We start from the raw sequence: 17,942 nt of genomic DNA, 5'->3' as shown, positions 1-17,942 counted from the left end.
CGTGTTCCGGGGATGTGCAACGCTTTAGTAAAGCGGTTTACGAGTGGGAGTGCAATGCGCCGCGACTGAGGGGCGTACAGCAAGTCGGTGGGCAATCTCTGTCCAGCGCCATCGCTTGCTCGCGGCAGCGCATTTTGCCATAAGCTGCCGGCCTCGATCCCATCCAGCGAGGACAGCCGCGATGAGCCAGATTGCCATTTTCAGTGGTAGCTCTCATCCCGACCTCGCGGCAAAGATCTGCGCCGAGCTCGGCGTGCCGCTGCTGCCGACGCGGGTGAAGCGCTTTTCCAACGACTGCATCGAAGTGCAGCTGCAGGCCAATTGCCGCGAGCAGGACGTGTTCCTGATCCAGACGCTGAGCGCGCCGGTGCAGGATCATCTGGTCGAGCTGTTGCTGATGCTCGACGCGGCGCGCGGCGCTTCGGCGGCCCGCATCACCGCGGTGATCCCGCACTACGCCTATGCCCGCTCCGACAAGAAGGATGCGCCGCGCATCTCGATCGGTGGCCGCATGGTCGCCGATCTCCTGCAGACCGCCGGCGCCAACCGGGTGCTGACCATGACGCTGCACTCGCCGCAGGTGCACGGCTTTTTCAGCGTACCGGTCGATCACCTGCACGCGCTGGGTGAGCTGGCCGAATATTTCCAGCGTTACGATATGGGCAATGCGGTGGTGGTATCGCCCGATCTCGGCAATGCCAAGAACGCCGCGGCTTTCGCCAAGCGCCTCGGCGTGCCGGTGGCGGCGGGCGCCAAGGAGCGGATCAGCGACAGCGAAGTGCGGATCACCGCCATTATCGGCGAGGTCGAGGGGCGCGACGTCATCGTCCTCGACGACGAGATCGCCAGCGGCGGCTCGATGGTCGAGCTGCTGCGGCATTTGCGGCAGCACGGGGCACGCTCGGTGCGCATCGCCTGCACGCACGGCATTTTCGCCAACGACGCGATCCGGCGGCTGGCGGCGGAGCCCGATGTGCTGGAGATCGTCTGCACCGACACCCTGCCGATCGCCGAGGCGCGCCGCCACCCCAAGCTGACCGTGCTGTCGATCGCCCCGGCGCTGGCCGAGGCGATGCGCCGGATCAACAGCGGCGACTCGGTCAGCACGCTGTTCCACGCCGAGCAATCGGCGCCGACGGTGACGCGGCTCAGGGCTTAGGTGGGCGCGAGCCGCCCTTCCTGCGGGTAGCTGACCCCAAACGTCCCTCCTCACCGGTGTCATCCCAGCGAAAGCTGGGACCCAACTATCAGCTGGTGAGGGCGGTGAGATGGGTCCCAGCTTTCGCTGGGATGACATCGAGTTGGTGATGCTGCGGTGGCCAATTGCTACCCAGGGGCGATAGAAGCAGAACCTAGCTTAAGCCGCGAGATCGGCGACCACTGCATCCAGCACCGGCCAGCCCTTGTCGGTGACCCGGATGAAGCCGTTGGGCAGGGTCTCGACAAAGCCGATCGAGCGCAGCTCGTTGATCTGGCGTTCGGAAATGGCGCGGCCGGAGATCTTCTGGAAGCGGCGCGGATCGATGCCTTCGCGCAGCCGCAGCCCCATCACCAGCAGCTCGTCGCCCTCTTCTTCCCAGGTCAGGATGTCGTCGGTGACCATGCCGTGGCCGCGTGCCTGCACGCGCTTCTGCCAGTCGAACGGCATCTTCTCGGTCGCCGTGGCGTGCCGCTGATTATTGATCAGCAGCCGGCCGTGCGCACCGGGGCCGACGCCGACATATTCGCCATAGCGCCAGTAGATCAGGTTGTGGCGGCTCTCCTGGCCGGGACGGGCGTGGTTGGAGATTTCGTAGGCCGGCAGACCCGCCTTCTGGGTCAGCTCCTGCGTCATCTCGTAGAAATCGGCGCTCAGGTCCTCATCCGGCATCTTCAGCTTGCCGGCGCGGAACAGGTCGTAATAGCGCGTGCCCATCTCGATGGTCAGCTGGTAGAGCGAGACGTGCCCGGCTTCGGCCAACCACAGCGCCTCGGTCAGCTCGTCCTGCCATTCGTCGAGCGTTTGGCGCGGCCGGGAATAGATCAGGTCAAAGCTCGAGCGCGGGAAGATCGATTGGGCCAGCCGCACCGCGGCGACGGCCTCATCGACCGAGTGCCGGCGGCCGAGCTCGGCCAGCGGCCCTTCGCGCAGCGATTGCACGCCGAGCGAGACGCGGTTGACGCCGGCCGAGCGGTAGCCGCGGAAGCGGTCGGCCTCGACCGAGGTCGGGTTGGCCTCGAGGGTGATTTCCGCCCGCGGATCGATCACCCAGTGCCGGGCGATGGCATCGATGATGCCCTCGACCGAGCGCGGATCCATCAGCGATGGGGTGCCGCCGCCGAAAAAGATCGACTGCACGGTGCGGCCCGGCGTCTGCTTGGCGAAGTGCGCCAGTTCGGCTGCGTAGGATTCGACATAGGTCGCTTCGTCGAACTCGCCGCGGTGCACATGCGAGTTGAAATCGCAGTAGGGGCATTTGGCGGCGCAGAACGGCCAATGCACATAGACCCCGAACAGGCCGTTGGAGCGCGGATCGACGGAGTTGTGGCCGAACGTTTCAGTGCTCAACGCCACCTCCCAGTGCATCATCGACAAACTTGGCAAAGGCGCGGGCGCGGTGACTGAGCCCGACCTTGCCCGGGGCCCAGGAGTGCTTGGCCTCGGACGGCATCTCGCCGAAGGTGATGTCGTAGCCGTCGGGCATGAACACCGGATCGAAGCCAAAACCCTTGTCGCCGCGCGGCGGCCAGACCAGCGTGCCCTCGGCCTTGCCCTCGTAGATCACCTCGCGCCCATCCGGATGGGCGAGGCAGAGCGTGGCATTGAAAGCGCCGCGGCGCTCGCCCGGGGTGATGGCGCCGACGGCCTGCAACGCGTCCTCGACGCGGCGCATACCGACCATATAGTCACGCCCGCCATGCGCCGACGAGCCGGCCCAGTCGGCGGTGTAGACGCCCGGCTTGCCACCGATGGCGTTGACCGACAGGCCGGAATCGTCGGCCAGCGCGATGTTGTTGGCAGCAGCCGCGGCGGCATGCGCCTTGATCCGCGCATTCTCGATGAAGGTGGTGCCGGTTTCTTCAGGCTCGGGCAGGCCGAGTTCGCCGGCCGAAACCAGGTCGAGCCCGAACGGCGCCAGGAGTTCCTTGAACTCGGCGAGCTTGCCCGCATTGTGGGTCGCCAGCACCAGCCGGTCGCCGCGCCGCAATGTGAGCTTGTCTGCCATCAGCTGAGGACCGCTTTCTGGATGGTGGTGAGCTCGCCGATCCCCTGCTCTGCCAGCTGCATCAGGTTGGCGAGCTCCTCGCGGCTGAACGGCGCCTGTTCGGCGGTGCCCTGGATTTCGACGAACTTGCCGGTGCCGGTCATGACGAAATTGGCATCGGTGTGCGCCTCGACATCCTCGAGGTAATCGAGATCGAGCACCGGGGTGCCGCGGTAGATGCCGCAGGAAATGGCGGCGACCGAATCGCGCAGCACCGGGCCCTTGGTGAGGCCACGGGCCTCGAGCCACTTGATCGCATCGGCCAGCGCCACATAGGCGCCGGTGATCGAGGCGGTACGGGTACCGCCATCGGCCTCCAGCACGTCGCAATCGAGGGTGATCTGGTTCTCGCCCAGTGCCTGCATGTCGACCACGGCGCGCAGCGAACGGCCGATCAGGCGCTGGATTTCCTGGGTGCGGCCGGATTGCTTGCCCTGCGCCGCTTCGCGCTTGGTACGCGAGCCGGTGGCGCGCGGCAGCATGCCGTATTCGGCGGTGACCCAGCCCATGCCCGAGTTGCGGCGCCAGGAGGGAAGCGTGGTTTCGACCGAGGCGGTGACGAATACCTTGGTCGAGCCGAAGCTGACGAGGCAGCTGCCTTCGGCCTTGGGAGCGACATTGCGTTCGAGCGTCACGGCCCGCATCTGGTCTGGCTGGCGTCCGGAGGGCCGCATATGGTCAAATCACTCGTTCGTGGAAAAAGCTGTTAACCGCCTCTTAACCCTGACCGCCCCCCCGAACAAGCAGCGCTAACTTGGCGGCACAAGCCTTTCCGCCTAAATGGTGAACATGGCCGATCGCACAAAAGCTCCCGAAGACGTGCTCGCGGTGCTCAACGCCCGCAGCCAGGACATCTTTCGCAAGCTGGTGGAGCGCTATCTCGACACCGGCACGCCGGTGGCGTCGCGCGACCTGGCGCGCATGCTGAGCGTGGGCTTAAGCCCCGCATCGGTGCGCAATGTGATGGCCGATCTCGAAGATCTCGGGCTGATCGCCTCGCCGCATACCTCGGCCGGCCGGTTGCCGACGCAGCAGGGCCTGCGCTTCTTCGTCGACGCCATGCTGGAAGTCGGCGCGGTCAACGAGGACGAGAAGGCGGCAATCGCCAAGCAGATCCAGGGTCCGGCGGTGCACGGGCAGGTCGAGGACCTCCTCACCGAGGCGAGCCAGCTGCTCAGCGGGCTCAGCCACGGCGCCGGCGTGGTGATCGCGCAGAAATCCGACCTGGTGCTGAAGCATATCGAGTTCATCCGGCTCGATGCCGAGCGCGCCATGGTGGTGCTGGTGGGCGAGGATGGCTCGGTGGAGAACCGCGTGCTGCCGCTGCCGCCTGGACTGACGGCGAGTGCGCTGACGCAGGCCTCCAACTACCTGGCGCATTTCGCGGTGGGGAAGACTCTGAACGAGACGCGCAAGGCCTTGCAGGCGCAGCGCGAAGCCACCGTGCATGAGCTCGACGAACTGACGCACAAGCTGGTAGATGCGGGGCTCGCGACGCTTTCCGGCTCCGGCAGCGCCTCGCCGCCGACGGTGATCGTGCGCGGCCGGGCCAACCTCATCAACGACACCATGGCGTCGGAAGAACTGAGCCGGGTGCGGCAGCTGTTCGATGAGCTCGAAAGCCGCGACGGGCTGATCGAACTGCTCGGCGATACCGAGACGGCGCAGGGGGTGAAAATCTTCATCGGCTCGGAGAACAAGCTGTTCTCGCTCTCGGGCTCGTCGGTGATCCTCAGCCCTTACAAGGACGCCAACCAGAAGGTGGTGGGGGTGCTTGGCGTCATCGGGCCGACGCGGCTCAACTACGCCCGCATCGTGCCGGTAGTCGATTACACCGCCAATGTGGTTTCGGCGATGATGGCCAGAAAGAGCTGAGCGAGGGCTGCGGCCGGGCCGGAACCTTTCCGAGGCTTGAATCTTATCGCTCATTGGCCGATATGCGGGGCAAACGCGATCAGCGACAAAATCCAAGGTCCCAATGAACGACGATACGAACAAGCCCGAGGACGACAAGGCCGCTACCACCGCGACCGAGACCCAGGCCACCACGCCAGACGAAAAGACCGACGCGGCAGCAACGCCTGATCCGATCGAAGCCCTCAAGGCCGAGAACCAGGACATGCGCGACAAGCTGCTGCGCACCATCGCGGAGATGGAAAACCTGCGCAAACGCACCGAGCGCGAGATTTCCGACACCCGGTCCTATGCCATCGCCGGCTTTGCCCGCGACATGCTGACCGCCACCGATTCGCTTTCCCGCGCCCTGATGGTGCTGCCGGCCGAAGCGCGCGACAGCTCGGATGCGACCACCAAGTCGCTGATCGAGGGCATCGAGATGACCGAGCGCGAGATGCAGCGGCTGCTCGCCAAGCACGGCGTCAAGCCGATCGAGGCGGAAGGCCAGAAATTCGATCCGCACAAGCACCAGGCGATGTTCGAGGTCCCCGACCCGTCGCGCCCGGAAGGCACCGTGGTGCAGGTGGTGCAGGCCGGCTTCGCCATCGGCGACCGCGTGCTGCGTCCGGCCATGGTGGGCGTCGCCAAGGGTGGCGGCGCCAACGGCACCCCGGCCGAAGGCACGATCGACAAGAGCGTCTGATTCCAACCTTATCGGTGAGTCTCGAAGGGCGCTCCGGCGCCCTTTTCTTTTGCCCCGCGACGGAGGACCACGATGGACAGCCTCTGACGTCACCTCTCCCCCCAGGGAGAGGTGATCAGTGCCCCGCCTCGGCGCCGCGTTAGTTCGCCGCCGACACCACCAGATCCGGGCAGGTGGTAACGTCGTACTTGGCGCCGGGCTTGCCCATCTCGTCGACGACGCGGCTGTCATAGGCGTCGCGGAGCGCGGTGATGGCGTCGTCGTTGTTGCCTTCGGCTTCCAGCATCATGTCGGCGCGGCCGGCAAGGTCGTCCGACCAGGCGCCATACTGGTCGCCTTCGGCGTCATTGCCGGAATCGTAGGCGTCGGTGGAGAGCCAGTAGAAGGCGCTGCCGCACCACAGCAGCCGGTCGGCGGCAGCCGAGGGCTCGCCCGCCGCGACCGGCAGGGCGACGAGCCCGATCAGCAATCCCCCAAGCGCGGCCCGCAGCATGTTGTCCTCAGACGATATCCCCGGCGACGATTCGCTTCACCCCGGCGGCGTTCATGTCGGCCCAGGCCTGGGCCAGCGATCCCGAGGTATCGATGGCGCGGCAGGCATCCTCGATCACGTAGGTTTCGAAGCCGGCATGGGCCGAATCGACCGCCGTCCAGTTGACGCAGAAATCGGTGGCGAGGCCAGCGATGAACAAGCGCCTGAATTTGCGCTCGCGCAGGTAGCCCTCGAGGCCGGTCTTGGTCCGGCGGTCGGCTTCCTGGAAGCCGGAATAGGAATCGACCACTTCGTGATAACCCTTGCGGATCACCAGCTGGGTGTGCGGCAGCTCGATATCGGTCGAGAACTCGGCGCCATGGGTGTCCCAGACGCAGTGATCGGGCCACAGCACTTGCGGGCCGTAAGGCAATTCCATGATCTCGAACGGCTTGGCGCCCGCATGACTCGAAGCGAACGAGATATGGCCGCGCGGGTGCCAGTCCTGGGTCATGGCGACGTTTTCGAAACGCCGGCCGAGCCGGTTGATCGGGATGACGATCTCGTTGCCGCCGGCAACGGCAAGCTTGCCGCCCGGGAGAAAATCATACTGCAGGTCGACCACGAGGAAGAGGTCGTCGGAACGGGGCGTGAGGGCCATGCGGGTCTTATCTATCTCATTGGCCGATAAGGGCCGAACAATCCTGAAATGAATAGGCCGCGTCATCGCTGGCCCTGCCGGTGCCATTGACGACGCGACCGATGGAGTCTTCGAGGTCGCTACGGTAGTCGGCCAGCGCTTCGTCGGTGTAGCCGGCTTCGAGGTAGATCGGGATGGCGCGCTGCAGCAGCAACGCCCCGCCATCGGCATACACCTTGGCGGAAGCGAGCTTTTCCGGCGTGGCATCGGCCGGCGCATCGCGGGTCATCAGTTCGAAAGCGGTGCCGCACCACATGTCCATCTGCGCCTCGGCGGGGACCTCCTGCGCCATTGCCACAATGGGCAACAGGGCCAGGGCCGCGAATGTCGGGGCGATGACAAGGAACCTCAGCATAGTCGTGTTCCCTAGGGCGGCAACGAGCGCTTCTTAGACCATAACCGGGGCCGCAACGACAAGTCGGGTCAGCACGCCATCGCCCTCGGGTGCTGCCGGTGAGATTTCTCTAACCATGGCGGTAGCCAGCCTTTGAGACACAATAGACTAAATTGCTAAGCGAATGCCCGGCGCCGCATTCCGGCCGCCTGGGTTTCGGTGATCGCGGGGTCGACCGAACGACCCGTCGAGCATGCCGATCCCGCGTTATTCGGGGGCTGACTTGAAACTGCCGATCCTGGGTGGCGCCGCCACCCTGCTGCTCATGGTGCTACCGGGCGCTGCGCTGGCCGAAGACCTGACCTTCACCTTGACCAACAATTCGTCCTATGCGGTGAAGAGCCTGTTCACCTCTCCGGCCGATGTCGACACCTGGGAGGAGGACGTGTTCGCCGACAAGTACCTGCCGGCCGGCAACTATGTCGAAGTCACCATCGGCGACGGGCGCGAGCGGTGCGTCTACGACATGAAGTTCATACTGGAGGACGATTCCGAGTTCATCGAACCGGCGGTCGACCTGTGCGAGCTGGGTGAATACACCCTCAGCGACGCGACCTGAGTTCCTGGGGCAGCGCCGAGGCGCTGTCCCTGACCCAGCCGCGCTGGATCGTTCCTTGCTGAAAGTGCTCTAGTTCAGGTTGCTGTTGGAGCCGCAATCTTTGTAGCGGTAGCGCTTGGCGGCGACGTCGGCCTTGGCTTCCTTCTCGTAGGCCGGCTTTAGCGCGTTGACTTCGCGACGCGAGTATCCAACTGCGAGGCCGTAGGAGTAGCTCAGCCACTCCTTGCCATAGGCGCGGATGACCCGGGCGGCGGCAGGATCGCCGCCGGACGAAATGGTGCGGGCAGCCTCGAGATAGACATGGCCGCAATAGAGCGCCTTGTCGGCCCGCTTCGGCAGGTCGCCGGCTGCCATGGCCACCGAACCAGCAGCGGCCATCAGGCCAGCCGCCAGCAGCAAGGTTCTGATCATTTCGCCCCCATCGTGCTGGCCGAGTGGCGCAAGCACCTGCGACGACTATGGAAAATCGGCGGACTATGGTCAATCGGGCAGCGGCGACGACCGTGTCGATGCTGCCGGCCCGACAAATCGGGCTCCCGGTTTCGTGACATTGTGCCCGGACTGCGCTTGCACCCCCAAAAACCCCCTCCTATATAGCGCTCAAGGCCCGGCGACGGGTCAGTTTCAACACGGGAACCCGGACACCCGCGAGGGATCAGGAACTGCCGGATGGGGTTTCATCCGGGTTCGCCAGGAAAGAGGCAGTAGGTAATGGGTAAAGTCATCGGAATCGACCTCGGTACGACCAATAGCTGCGTCGCCGTCATGGACGGTGCGACGCCGAAGGTTATCGAGAACGCGGAAGGCGCGCGCACCACGCCCTCCATGGTCGCATTCACCAAGGACGGCGAGCGCCTCGTCGGTCAGCCGGCCAAGCGCCAGGCGGTCACCAACCCGGAAGGCACGCTGTTCGCGGTGAAGCGCCTGATCGGTCGGCGCTACAACGACCCGATGGTCGAAAAGGACAAGGGCCTGGTGCCCTTCAAGATCGTCAACGCCGACAACGGCGATGCCTGGGTCGAGGTCGAGAGCAAGAAGTACTCTCCCTCGGAAGTCTCGGCGATGATCCTGACCAAGATGAAGGAAACCGCCGAATCGTATCTCGGCGAGAACGTCACGCAGGCGGTGATCACCGTGCCGGCGTACTTCAACGATTCGCAGCGTCAGGCCACCAAGGACGCCGGCAAGATCGCCGGGCTGGAAGTGCTCCGCATCATCAACGAGCCGACGGCGGCAGCGCTCGCCTACGGGCTCGACAAGAAGAATACCGGCACCATCGCGGTCTATGACCTGGGCGGCGGCACCTTCGATATTTCCGTGCTCGAAATCGGCGACGGCGTGTTCGAGGTGAAGTCTACCAATGGCGACACCTTCCTCGGCGGCGAAGACTTCGACATGCGCCTGGTCGATTACCTGGCGGCCGAGTTCAAGAAGGACCAGGGCATTGACCTGCGCAGTGACAAGCTGGCGCTGCAGCGCCTGAAGGAAGCGGCTGAAAAGGCCAAGATCGAGCTCTCGAGCTCGACCCAGACCGAAATCAACCTGCCGTTCATCACCGCCGATGCCTCGGGTCCGAAGCACCTGACGCTGAAGCTCACCCGTTCCAAGCTCGAGAGCCTGGTCGAGGACCTGATCCAGAAGACGGTCGAGCCGTGCCGCCAGGCGCTCAAGGACGCGGGCGTTTCGGCCGCGCAGATCGACGAAGTGGTGCTGGTCGGCGGCATGAGCCGCATGCCCAAGGTCCAGGAAGTCGTGAAGCAGCTGTTCGGCAAGGAGCCGCACAAGGGTGTCAACCCGGATGAAGTGGTTGCCATGGGCGCCGCCATCCAGGCCGGCGTGCTGCAGGGCGACGTCAAGGACGTGCTGCTGCTCGACGTAACCCCGCTCAGCCTCGGCATCGAGACGCTGGGTGGCGTGTTCACCCGCCTGATCGACCGCAACACCACGATCCCGACCAAGAAGAGCCAGACCTTCTCGACCGCCGAGGACAACCAGAGCGCGGTGACCATCCGCGTGTTCCAGGGCGAGCGCGAGATGGCCGCCAACAACAAGCTGCTCGGCAATTTCGACCTCGCCGGCATTCCTCCGGCGCCGCGCGGCGTGCCGCAGATCGAAGTCACCTTCGACATCGACGCCAACGGCATCGTCAACGTCTCGGCCAAGGACAAGGGCACCGGCAAGGAGCAGCAGATCCGCATCCAGGCCTCGGGTGGTCTTTCGGACGCCGACATCGAGCGCATGGTCAAGGAAGCCGAGCAGAACGCCGACGCCGACAAGAAGAAGCGTGAAGCGGTCGAAGCCAAGAACCAGGGCGAGTCGCTGATCCACTCGACCGAGAAGTCGCTGAAGGACTATGGCGACAAGGTCACCGCCGAGGAGAAGGCCGCCATCGAGACGGCGATCGCCGATCTCAAGGGCGTGCTGGAAGGCGACGACGCCGAGGCGATCAAGGAGAAATCCGCGACGCTGGCCGAAGCTTCGATGAAGCTGGGCGAGGCGATGTACAAGCAGAGCCAGGCGGAAGCCGAGGCCAAGGCGGAAGGCGGCGAACAGCCGGCCGATGACGATGTCGTCGACGCCGAGTTCGAAGAGGTCAAGGACGACAAGCGGTCGGCTTAACGCCGACAAGAGGACGGCCCAAGCCCCTCACGCCAATTGAATCAGATAGGCCCGGCATTTGCCGGGCCTTTTGTTTGCCGATGTGCTAGAGTGACGGATGTTCCCAGATCTCAGCAAATTCTCCGAACCGGAAAAACTCCGGAAACTCCTGTTCAACGCCCGCCGGCTCGGGCATCACGACTATGCGTTCCAGATCCAGATGCGGATCGCCGAGCTCGCCGGCCTGCCCTTCAGCGATGCGCTGGAACGCGAGTTCTGGACGGCGGTCAGCTATGTCGAAGAGGTCAAGACCGAGGCGACCGGCAAGACCACGCGGCTCTCCGGCACGCGCACCAAGCACAAGAAATACGGCACGATCCGCTGCCTCGGCGACTGGGCGATGGATCCCAATCCGAGCGAGGGCCTCGGCAGCCTGGTAGAGCACAAGCGGGCCGAACTGAGCGGCGAGGCGATCGTCCTGCGCCACGCCGACAAGTTCCCGGCCGAGGCCGTGGCCAGTGCCGCAGCCAAGCTGGCGGCGCTCGGGGTCAGCCGCGAACAGGTCGTGTAAGTCCGAGCCCGGCTTTCGTTTCACGTGAATCACCTGAGAAATCAAAGGGCTCCGGAATTGTTCCGGGGCCCGGTGTTTTTCCGCATTGCTGCCGCACCCCCGCCCAAATGTCTTCACATCCGCCGATGATGGTGGATGGGTTGAAGTGGGCGTCTTTGACCTGGTCGCGCTTTCGAGGTGGAAAAGTCTCCGAACTTTTCCAGAAAGCGCTCCAACCGTCAGCAGCGGGGCGCCTTGAGGGGCAGCCGTAACCCAGGGCCGGGGAACGGATGCTGAGGGCGGACTTCGAAAGGACTATATATGTCATCGGTTGAGGTGCGGAGGTTCGCCGAAAACGGCGATCTCCATGCAGCGGATTCCGCGCCTGTCGAGCGCCTCGATGCCGACATGCGCCATGTCTTGACCGTGCTGCAATCGATGGGCGGCAAGCGCATCGACGAGTGCCGCTCGCCTGAAGCCCGGGCGCTGCCCACTCTCGACATGGCGTTGCGCCGGATCCTGCGCGACCAGGTCGACGACATGGGTGTGGGCATGGAGATGCGGCTGATCCAGGGGCCGACGGACGAGATCCGCGCCCGCATCTACGTGCCGCAGAACGATATCGTCATGGGCCTGAGGCCGATGATCCTGTTCCTGCATGGCGGCGGGTTCGTGCTCGGCGACGTCGACAACTACGATGCGACGCCGCGCGCCCTGGCGGCCCGCACCGGCGCGGTGGTGGTTTCGGCGCATTACCGGCAGGCGCCGGAGCACCGCTTTCCGGCGGCGCACGAAGATGCTTATGCGGCGTGGAACTGGCTGCTCGAGCATGCCGAATCACTGGGTGGCGACGCCAGGCGCGCCGCCATCGTCGGCGAAGGCTCGGGCGGCAACCTCGCCGTGAACGTGGCGCTGCGGGCGCGGGCCGAGGAAAAGCCGCTGCCGATCCACCTGGGCCTGGTGACGCCGATGGCCGCCATGCTGTTCGACCTGCCCTCGCATCTGCAGAACGCCGATACCTTCCCCTATTCCACCGCAACGCTCGAGTGGGCAGCGCGCAAGCTGTTCCGCAAGAAGGACGATGCGCACGATGCGCGGATGAACATTGCCGGCCGCGTCGATCTGGGCGGATTGCCGCCGGCGACCATCATCCTCGCCGACGCCGATCCGCTGCGTTCGGAAGGCGAAGCCCTGGCCGATGCGCTGCGACGTTCCGGCGTCTGGGTCGACATGACGACCTACGAGGGGGTAACGCACGGCTTCTTCGGGCTCTACCGCATCGTCAACAAGGCGATGTTCGCGCAGGGCCAGCTCGGCCGGAACCTCGCAGCGGCCTTCGGCGCCTAGCTATTCTCGTCGCAGCCCGCCCTCCCGAGGGGCGGCGCCCGGCGACTGGTGGAAAAGTCACACCGGGCACGTACGTCGGTCCACGGCCCTCGATAGTGTTGCCGTCGGGCACCAGAGTACTTATCTAGGCCGGATGCCTGATGCGGGGCGCAGGCAACCAAGGACAAGGCCGATTGGCGAAACGCGATTTTTATGAAGTGCTCGGGGTGCCCAAGGGTGCCGACGAAGCGGTGCTGAAAGGCGCCTACCGCAAGCTTGCGATGCAGTTCCACCCGGACCGCAACCCGGGCAATGCCGAGGCCGAACACAAGTTCAAGGAGATCAGCGAGGCCTACGACACGCTGAAGGACCCGCAGAAGCGCGCCGCCTATGACCGCTTCGGCCACGCCGCGTTCGAGAATGGCGGGCGCGGGCCGGCCGGATTCGGCCCCGAGTTCACCTCGTCGATGTCGGATATCTTCGAGGACATTTTCGGCGACTTCATGGGCGGCCGCGGCCGCGGCGGCCAGTCGCGCCTGCGCGGCTCGGACCTGCGCTACAATCTCGAGATCAGCCTCGAAGAGGCATTTGCCGGCCGCACCGTCGATATCGACGTGCCGACGCTCGCCACCTGCGACACCTGCGAAGGCTCGGGCGCCAAGCCGGGCACCGGCATGTCGACCTGCCGCCACTGCAATGGCCAGGGCAAGGTGCGCGCGGCGCAGGGCTTCTTCACCATCGAGCGGACCTGCCCGATCTGTAACGGCCGCGGCCAGATCCTCGAACAGCCCTGCACCGATTGCGGTGGCCAGGGCCGCCGGCAGCAGAACCGGACGCTTTCGGTCGACATCCCCAAGGGGATCGAGGACGGCACCCGCATCCGGCTCGCCAATGAGGGCGAAGCGGGCCTGCGCGGTGGACCACCGGGCGACCTCTACATCTTCATCTCGATCAAGCCGCACGACCTGTTCCAGCGCGACGGCGCCGACCTTTACGCTCGCGTGCCGATCGCCATGACCACCGCGGCTTTGGGCGGCGAGTTCGAAGTGCCGACGCTCGACGCTGCCCGCGCCCGGGTGAAGGTTTCGTCCGGCACCCAGCCCGGTCAGCGCGTCCGGCTCAAGGGCAAGGGCATGCCGATCCTCCGCTCCAAGGACTTTGGCGATCTCTACGTGCAACTCGACGTAGAGACGCCGCAGAGCCTTTCGAAGCGCCAGCGCGAATTGCTGGAAGAGTTCGAACGCGAATCCACCCGCGAGAACTCCCCGACCTCCGAGGGCTTCTTTGCCAAGCTGAAGAGCCTGTTCGAGAACTAGGGCGGCGAGGCGCCGCGGCCAAGCCACCGTGCGCGCCTCACCTCAGGGTGTCTTTCGACTGCAAATGGAATGCGCTAGCTCTAGCGCATGACCATCGACACCCCTCCCCCCAAGACTGCCATCACCATCTGTGGTTCGCTGCGCAAGGACTCGATCAACGAGCCACTGCGCCGGCACATGTCGGCCAAGCTCAGCGAAGCCGGAGTGATCGTCACCGATCTCGACCTGCGCGAGTTCGAGATGCCGATCTTCAACCAGGACATCGAGGATGCCGGCGAGACGCCCGAGGCGGCCAAGCGCCTGGCGGAGATGTTCCGTAGCCACGATATCGTGCTGATCATCAGCCCCGAGTACAATGGCGGGGTCACGCCGCTGATCGCCAACTTGATCTCCTGGGTCAGCCGCGAGAAACCAAACCCGTTCAAACACGCGGTGTTCGGCATCGGCGGGATGAGCGACGGCAAGTATGCGACGATCTTCGCGCTCTCGCATTTGCGCGATACGCTCAGCAAGATCGGTGCGCTGGTGGTGCCGACGCTGCTCGGGCTCGGCCCCTATCCGGATGTGCTGGACGAAAACGGCGCGCCGAACGAGGGCAACATCAAGTGGAAGGTCGGCCAGATGGTGCGCGAGCTGACCCACTTCTCGCGCGGCGGCATCTGAGGTGTACGCACTCTACGTCACCCACCCCGAAGTGGTGATCGACCCCAAGGTCGCGACGCCGCGCTGGGGGCTGTCCAGCCTCGGCAGGTCGCGAGCAGAACGTTTTGCGAACCACCCGCTGGTCCGGAACCTGACCCGTCTCGTTTCGAGCACGGAAACCAAGGCTCTCGAGCTGGCCGCCATTCTCGCTGGGGGTTGCGGCGCGCCTGTGGACAGCGGGGATAAGTTCGATGAGAACGACCGCCGCAGTACCGGCTTTGTTCCCTCGGCGCGCTTCGAAGCGCTGGCCGATGCGTTGTTCGCCCACCCCGATGAGTCGGCTGAGGGCTGGGAGACCGCGCGGGACGCGCAGCGCCGGGTGGTCGGCGCCTTCAACGAAGTGCTTGCCGGGCACGATGCGACGGAGCCGATCGGCTTCACCGGCCACGGCGCAGTCGGCACGCTGCTGAAGTGCCATCTCGGCGGGCTTACGATCGCTCGCTCCGAGGACCAGCGCCGCATCGGCAACCCGGGCGGCGGCAACGTCTTCGTGGTGCGGCTCGGCGACCGGAAGCTCTTGACCGACTGGATCGCGATGGAGGATCTGCCGGAGACGATCGACGGGCTTTAGCGCCGGCCGTGCCACACCGCCCCGCTTTGCACCGGCAGCGTCACGCCCCGTCCTTCCGCCCCGGCGTCCACTCCCCCAATCCGAACAGTTCCACTGCATCCTCGAGCGCCAGCTTCAGCCGATCGAGCCGTGCTACCTCGTGGTCGACCTCGCGCAACCGGGTCGGGCCGGCAAGCGGCGCCTTGGCCAGCAGCTCGGTCCCCGCCTCGGTCAGGCCGACCAGCCGGGCGCGGCGGTCGCGCGGGTCGGTCTTCACCGTCACCAGGTCCATGCGGCGCAGTTCATCGATCGATTGGCCGAGCGTCGCCGGATGCATCACTAGGGCCTTGCGCAAGGCGGCGAGCGGCAATTGCGGGCGCTCGGCGCAGATGCGCAGCACGGCAAGCTGCAAGCCGGTGATGCCGAAGCGCTTCTTCAGGTCGGCGTGAAAGGCCTCGGTGGCACGCTCGAGCCGCACCCAGGCGACAATGGCGGAAAGCGCCTGCTGCTGCATGATTGATCTGTGATTCCATCGTGTTGCGCGGACGCTATGGCGTCATAGCATCGCGCGCAAGCGGGCATTTCTGCTTGCCCGATTCATTCGGCTGTGGCACTGACCGGAAAATCCGGAGACATCTGATGGCAGGCACCCTGATCGTCGCACTCGATCTCGACACTCGAGACGAGGCGGAACGCTTGATCGCGCAACTGGGCGACAGCGTCGACTTCTACAAGATCGGCTACCAGCTGTTCTATGGCGGCGACGGGCTCAACCTGGGCAAGGCGCTGCTGGCCGCCGGCAAGCGGGTGTTCTTCGACCTCAAAATGCTCGACATCGACAACACGGTCGAAAAGGGCGTCGCCGCGATCGCCAGGACCGGCGCCACCATGGTCACGGTGCATGCCTATCCGCAATGCATGCGCGCGGCAGTGCGCGGCGCGGCCGGATCGGACCTCTGCGTGCTGGGGGTATCGGTGCTGACCTCGATGGACGACGCCGACCTCGCTGAAGCCGGCTTTGCTCGCGACACGGCAGGCCTCGTCGCCCTGCGGGCGCAACAGGCGCGCGACGCCGGGATTGGCGGGCTGGTCAGCTCGCCGCATGAGGCCGAGATGGTGCGCGCGATCGTCGGCCCCAAGCTCGCCATCGTCACCCCGGGCATCCGCCCGGCCGGCAGCGCGCATGGCGACCAGAAGCGGGTCACCGGTCCGGCCGAGGCGCTGGCCGCCGGCGCCAGCCACCTGGTGGTCGGGCGGCCGATCACTGCGGCGGCGCACCCGGTAAGCGCGGCGCAGGCGATCCTTGCCGAGATGGCTGGCGGCACGCGGCTGGCATGACCGCGCCGGCTGGGCTATAGCCCATCGAGTAATGGGCTTGGAGCATTTGCGTTGCCAGATCTGAAGGTCGCCATCGCCGGTGCAGGTGGCAAGATGGGTGCGGCGAACATCCGCGCCGCGGCCGCAACCCCCGGGATCACCGTCGTCGCCGCCTTGGATCGCCCCGGGGCGCCGGCTATCGGCAAGGACGCGGGCGAGTTGGCGGGTCTCGAGGCGCTGGGCGTTTCGGTTACCGACGACGTGGCGGCCGCCCTCGCGGGCGCCGAGGCGATCATCGACTTCACCGCGCCGGCCAATTCCGTGGCGTTGGCGAAAGAGGCGGCCAAGCGCGGGCTCGTCCACGTCGTCGGCACCACCGGCTGCAGCGAGGCTGACGACGCGGCAATCCGCGCGGCGGCTTCAGCAGCCCGGATCGTCAAGGCCGGCAATTTCTCGCTCGGCGTGAACGTGCTGCTGGGCCTCGTCAAGCAGGCAGCCGCCGCGCTGCCGGGCTTCGACATCGAGATCCTCGAGATGCACCACAACAAGAAGGTCGACGCCCCCTCGGGCACCGCGCTGATGCTGGGTGAAGCGGCGGCGCGTGGGCGCAACCTCGACCTCAAGACCCATTCGGTGCGGGTGCGCGACGGCCATACCGGGCCGCGGGAGGAAGGCAGCATCGGCTTTGCGACGCTCCGCGGCGGCAATGTCATCGGCGAGCACCGGGTGATCCTCGCCGGCCCCAGCGAGCGGATCGAACTCAACCATATCGCCGACAACCGGGCGCTGTTTGCCGAAGGCGCAGTGCGCGCCGCCCTGTGGGCCCGCAGCCAGCGGCCGGGTTTCTATTCCATGGCCGACGTGCTCGGCTTCAACTGACAAGGATTATTCGATGACCGGGACGCTGATCCTCGTTCGCCACGGCCAGAGCGAGTGGAACCTCAAGAACCTGTTCACCGGCTGGCGCAACCCCGACCTCACCGAGCAGGGCATCGGGGAAGCGCGCAATACCGGCAAGAAGCTGAAGGCGGCCGGCTACGTGCCCGATGTCTATTTCACTTCGGCGCTGCGCCGGGCCCAGCATACGCTCGACCTGATCCTCGAAGAGCTCGGTATCACCGAGGTGACGATCACCCGTTCCAAGCTCCTGAACGAGCGCGACTATGGCGACCTCAGCGGCCTCAACAAGGATGATGCGCGGGCCAAGTGGGGCGAGGAGCAAGTGCTGATCTGGCGCCGCTCGTTCGACGTGCCGCCCCCGGGCGGCGAGAGCCTCAAGGATACCGCGGCCCGCACCCTGCCCTATTACGACGCCGAGATCGTGCCGCTGCTGAAGGCCGGCAAGACCGTGCTCGTCGCGGCGCATGGCAACTCGCTGCGCTCGATCGTCATGGCGATCGAGAACCTGACGCCGGAACAGATTCTGAAGCGCGAGCTCGGAACGGGCGAACCGGTGATCTACAAGATCGGCGCGGACGGGAAGCTGGCGGAGAAGGTCGCGATCTGACTGCCCCTCACCCGCCTCGCTGCGCGAGGCACCCTCTCCCTCAAGGGGAGAGGGACGACTGTGGCACGATCCCGCCCTTCCCTCTCCCCTTGAGGTCAGCGGACGAG

The 17,942-nt window shown here is 65.6% G+C and carries 21 protein-coding genes; 13 read left to right on the top strand and 8 right to left on the bottom strand.

Translation table 11 applies throughout. From position 1 onward, the window contains the following. The first annotated feature begins 181 nt into the window (after nt 1–181). On the top strand, nt 182–1,159 hold the full coding sequence (locus AC1ROK_RS02165) for a ribose-phosphate diphosphokinase (RefSeq protein WP_492843378.1): 978 nt from the start codon (nt 182–184) through the stop codon (nt 1,157–1,159). Between the two features lie 198 nt (nt 1,160–1,357). On the opposite strand, the gene hemW is transcribed toward AC1ROK_RS02165, so the two are convergent. Genes hemW through rph form a run of 3 tightly spaced genes read right to left on the bottom strand, consistent with a single transcriptional unit; the run spans nt 1,358 to nt 3,919 of the window. After that, nucleotides 1,358–2,548: a radical SAM family heme chaperone HemW gene (gene hemW / locus AC1ROK_RS02160; RefSeq protein WP_492843376.1), complete on the bottom strand. Its 1,191-nt coding sequence runs from the start codon at nt 2,546–2,548 to the stop codon at nt 1,358–1,360. Continuing rightward, a complete protein-coding gene (locus AC1ROK_RS02155; protein WP_492843374.1) occupies nt 2,538–3,206 on the bottom strand; it encodes a non-canonical purine NTP pyrophosphatase in 669 nt (222 codons plus the stop codon). The genes hemW and AC1ROK_RS02155 overlap by 11 nt, the downstream gene beginning before the upstream one ends. Beyond that, complete coding sequence (rph, locus tag AC1ROK_RS02150) at nt 3,206–3,919, bottom strand: ribonuclease PH (protein WP_492843372.1); 714 nt, start codon at nt 3,917–3,919, stop codon at nt 3,206–3,208. The genes AC1ROK_RS02155 and rph overlap by 1 nt, the downstream gene beginning before the upstream one ends. A 115-nt stretch (nt 3,920–4,034) precedes the next feature. Here rph and hrcA point away from each other — a divergent pair, with 115 nt between their 5' ends. Together hrcA and grpE are read left to right on the top strand one after the other, a co-directional pair. Then, on the top strand, nt 4,035–5,120 hold the full coding sequence (hrcA, locus tag AC1ROK_RS02145) for a heat-inducible transcriptional repressor HrcA (RefSeq protein ID WP_492843370.1): 1,086 nt from the start codon (nt 4,035–4,037) through the stop codon (nt 5,118–5,120). 103 nt (nt 5,121–5,223) lie between these two features. After that, nucleotides 5,224–5,844: a nucleotide exchange factor GrpE gene (gene grpE / locus AC1ROK_RS02140; RefSeq protein WP_492843368.1), complete on the top strand. Its 621-nt coding sequence runs from the start codon at nt 5,224–5,226 to the stop codon at nt 5,842–5,844. Nucleotides 5,845–5,983: 139 nt separating this feature from the next. On the opposite strand, the gene AC1ROK_RS02135 is transcribed toward grpE, so the two are convergent. Genes AC1ROK_RS02135 through AC1ROK_RS02125 form a run of 3 tightly spaced genes read right to left on the bottom strand, consistent with a single transcriptional unit; the run spans nt 5,984 to nt 7,371 of the window. Next, nucleotides 5,984–6,337 carry a hypothetical protein gene (locus tag AC1ROK_RS02135; RefSeq protein ID WP_492843366.1) on the bottom strand — a complete coding sequence of 118 codons (354 nt, stop codon included), beginning with the start codon at nt 6,335–6,337 and terminating at the stop codon, nt 5,984–5,986. A gap of 7 nt (nt 6,338–6,344) precedes the next feature. Continuing rightward, nucleotides 6,345–6,977 (bottom strand): bifunctional nicotinamidase/pyrazinamidase, encoded by a 633-nt coding sequence (gene pncA / locus AC1ROK_RS02130; RefSeq protein ID WP_492843364.1) that lies wholly within the window; start codon nt 6,975–6,977, stop codon nt 6,345–6,347. 16 nt (nt 6,978–6,993) lie between these two features. Continuing rightward, entirely contained in the window at nt 6,994–7,371 is a 378-nt protein-coding gene (locus AC1ROK_RS02125; RefSeq protein WP_492843362.1) for a hypothetical protein, read from the bottom strand. A gap of 262 nt (nt 7,372–7,633) precedes the next feature. Between AC1ROK_RS02125 and AC1ROK_RS02120 the strand changes: the two genes are divergently transcribed. Further along, a complete protein-coding gene (locus AC1ROK_RS02120) occupies nt 7,634–7,969 on the top strand; it encodes a hypothetical protein (RefSeq protein ID WP_492843360.1) in 336 nt (111 codons plus the stop codon). A gap of 69 nt (nt 7,970–8,038) precedes the next feature. On the opposite strand, the gene AC1ROK_RS02115 is transcribed toward AC1ROK_RS02120, so the two are convergent. Then, nucleotides 8,039–8,380 carry a hypothetical protein gene (locus AC1ROK_RS02115; RefSeq protein ID WP_492843358.1) on the bottom strand — a complete coding sequence of 114 codons (342 nt, stop codon included), beginning with the start codon at nt 8,378–8,380 and terminating at the stop codon, nt 8,039–8,041. Between the two features lie 300 nt (nt 8,381–8,680). Here AC1ROK_RS02115 and dnaK point away from each other — a divergent pair, with 300 nt between their 5' ends. The 6 genes from dnaK (at nt 8,681) to AC1ROK_RS02085 (ending at nt 15,032) form a co-directional block, all read left to right on the top strand. Then, nucleotides 8,681–10,588, top strand: coding sequence for a molecular chaperone DnaK (gene dnaK, locus AC1ROK_RS02110; protein WP_492843356.1), 1,908 nt, complete (start codon nt 8,681–8,683; stop codon nt 10,586–10,588). A gap of 97 nt (nt 10,589–10,685) precedes the next feature. After that, nucleotides 10,686–11,138 (top strand): hypothetical protein, encoded by a 453-nt coding sequence (locus AC1ROK_RS02105; protein WP_492843354.1) that lies wholly within the window; start codon nt 10,686–10,688, stop codon nt 11,136–11,138. A gap of 300 nt (nt 11,139–11,438) precedes the next feature. Further along, nucleotides 11,439–12,464, top strand: coding sequence for an alpha/beta hydrolase (locus AC1ROK_RS02100; RefSeq protein ID WP_492843352.1), 1,026 nt, complete (start codon nt 11,439–11,441; stop codon nt 12,462–12,464). A gap of 173 nt (nt 12,465–12,637) precedes the next feature. Continuing rightward, the gene (gene dnaJ, locus AC1ROK_RS02095; protein ID WP_492843350.1) at nt 12,638–13,759 is read left to right on the top strand and encodes a molecular chaperone DnaJ; all 1,122 of its coding nucleotides are present in this window, start codon (nt 12,638–12,640) and stop codon (nt 13,757–13,759) included. Nucleotides 13,760–13,846: 87 nt separating this feature from the next. Beyond that, a complete protein-coding gene (locus AC1ROK_RS02090) occupies nt 13,847–14,422 on the top strand; it encodes an NADPH-dependent FMN reductase (protein ID WP_492843348.1) in 576 nt (191 codons plus the stop codon). A gap of 1 nt (nt 14,423) precedes the next feature. Continuing rightward, nucleotides 14,424–15,032, top strand: coding sequence for a histidine phosphatase family protein (locus tag AC1ROK_RS02085; RefSeq protein WP_492843346.1), 609 nt, complete (start codon nt 14,424–14,426; stop codon nt 15,030–15,032). 40 nt (nt 15,033–15,072) lie between these two features. On the opposite strand, the gene AC1ROK_RS02080 is transcribed toward AC1ROK_RS02085, so the two are convergent. Then, entirely contained in the window at nt 15,073–15,525 is a 453-nt protein-coding gene (locus AC1ROK_RS02080) for a MarR family winged helix-turn-helix transcriptional regulator (protein WP_492843344.1), read from the bottom strand. A gap of 125 nt (nt 15,526–15,650) precedes the next feature. On the opposite strand from AC1ROK_RS02080, the gene pyrF reads away from it, so the two are divergent. The 3 genes from pyrF to AC1ROK_RS02065 are packed head-to-tail and all read left to right on the top strand — an operon-like array spanning nt 15,651 to nt 17,835. Further along, on the top strand, nt 15,651–16,349 hold the full coding sequence (pyrF, locus tag AC1ROK_RS02075) for an orotidine-5'-phosphate decarboxylase (RefSeq protein WP_492843342.1): 699 nt from the start codon (nt 15,651–15,653) through the stop codon (nt 16,347–16,349). A gap of 51 nt (nt 16,350–16,400) precedes the next feature. Further along, nucleotides 16,401–17,207, top strand: a complete 807-nt coding sequence (dapB, locus tag AC1ROK_RS02070; protein ID WP_492843340.1) for a 4-hydroxy-tetrahydrodipicolinate reductase — start codon at nt 16,401–16,403, stop codon at nt 17,205–17,207. Between the two features lie 13 nt (nt 17,208–17,220). Further along, nucleotides 17,221–17,835 carry a 2,3-bisphosphoglycerate-dependent phosphoglycerate mutase gene (locus AC1ROK_RS02065; RefSeq protein ID WP_492843338.1) on the top strand — a complete coding sequence of 205 codons (615 nt, stop codon included), beginning with the start codon at nt 17,221–17,223 and terminating at the stop codon, nt 17,833–17,835. The last annotated feature ends 107 nt before the right edge of the window (nt 17,836–17,942 follow it).

It is taken from the genome of Devosia sp. GW821-FHT12F11 (assembly GCF_058806655.1).
Note: the sequence above shows the minus strand (reverse complement) of the source record. Positions and strands in the feature narration are given on the sequence as shown.